Below are 1,027 nucleotides of genomic sequence, written 5' to 3'. Positions count from 1 at the left end.
CCGGCCTGCTGCGTCCTTGATGATCGTCACGCTGGACGGTGCGGAGGGCAACGTCCGCGACCAGCGCACCTCGACGTCGCCGATCTTCGGCAGCCGCAGCCGGCCGTTGTTCAGCACCTTGAACCGGGCGTTGGCGGTGAACCGGATCGCCTGCCGGTTGTCCTTGCGCGAGCGGAACCGCGGCGGTGCCACCTTGCGACCCTTGCGCTTCCCGGACAGGGATGCGAAGAAGTTGCGGTACGCCACGTTCAGATCCGCCAGAGCTTGTTGCAGGACGACCGAGGAAACCTCGCCCAACCAGGCTCGCTCGGGCGTGGCCTTGGCCGCGGTAACCCGCTTGGACAACTCACCGTCCGACAGATACGGCAGACCCTCGGCCTGCGCTTCCTGCCGTGCGCGCAGGCCGTCGTTGAACACCACCCGAGCGCACCCGAACGCCCGAGCCAGCGCTTGCTGCTGACTCGACGTCGGGTAGACGCGGTAGTTGTAACGGAGCTGCACCCGTACACCGTACCGTTGGTTTATGGCTGAACTCGAAGGTATCCGCACTGGTAGGCATTGCGTTTTTGCTCTGCATGCTCACTTGGTCTTCGTGACGAAGTTCCGGCACAAGGTGTTCGGCGACGCGCACCTCGCCCGAATGCAGGAGATCATGCGGGCGGTGTGCGCCGACTTCGAGACCACGCTGGTCGAGTTCAACGGCGAGAACAACCACGTCCACCTGCTCGTCAACTTCCCGCCCAAGGTGGCGCCGGCGAAGCTGGTCAACAGCCTCAAGGGCGTGTCCAGCCGGCGACTCCGGCAGGAATTCCCCGACCTACGGCGGCACTACTACCGGGCCAACAAGCTCTGGTCGGGTTCCTACTTCGCCGGCTCCGTCGGCGGCGCACCGCTGAGTGTCGTGCGTCAATACATCGAGCAGCAGAACCGCCCGGTCTAAAGGCACTGCTCCGGCCTTGGCGGCCCTCCCAGCGCGGGCCTTCACCCCCGCCCTGAAGGGCGGAGCACTGGCCCGCATCCCGGTAGC

2 protein-coding genes are annotated in these 1,027 nt (G+C 65.8%); one reads left to right on the top strand and one right to left on the bottom strand.

Annotated features, from left to right (window positions below):
* The coding region (locus V6U88_RS30155) for an RNA-guided endonuclease InsQ/TnpB family protein (protein ID WP_334458297.1) at positions 1-501 on the bottom strand (501 nt) is incomplete at its 3' end.
* A gap of 22 nt (positions 502-523) precedes the next feature.
* On the opposite strand from V6U88_RS30155, the gene tnpA reads away from it, so the two are divergent.
* The gene (tnpA, locus tag V6U88_RS30150) at positions 524-940 is read left to right on the top strand and encodes an IS200/IS605 family transposase (protein WP_334458296.1); all 417 of its coding nucleotides are present in this window, start codon (positions 524-526) and stop codon (positions 938-940) included.
* Positions 941-1,027 lie beyond the last annotated feature (87 nt).

It is taken from the genome of Micromonospora sp. CPCC 205739 (genome assembly GCF_036906795.1).
In the GTDB taxonomy this organism is placed as follows: Bacteria; Actinomycetota; Actinomycetes; order Mycobacteriales; family Micromonosporaceae; genus Micromonospora.
The sequence above is the reverse complement of the archived record's forward strand: the minus strand, read 5'-3'. Positions and strand labels throughout refer to the sequence as shown.

Bases quoted from the DNA above. Each gene is read 5' to 3' on its own strand.
- tnpA (WP_334458296.1), top strand. From the start codon at position 524: ATGGCTGAACTCGAAGGTATCCGCACTGGTAGGCATTGCGTTTTTGCT.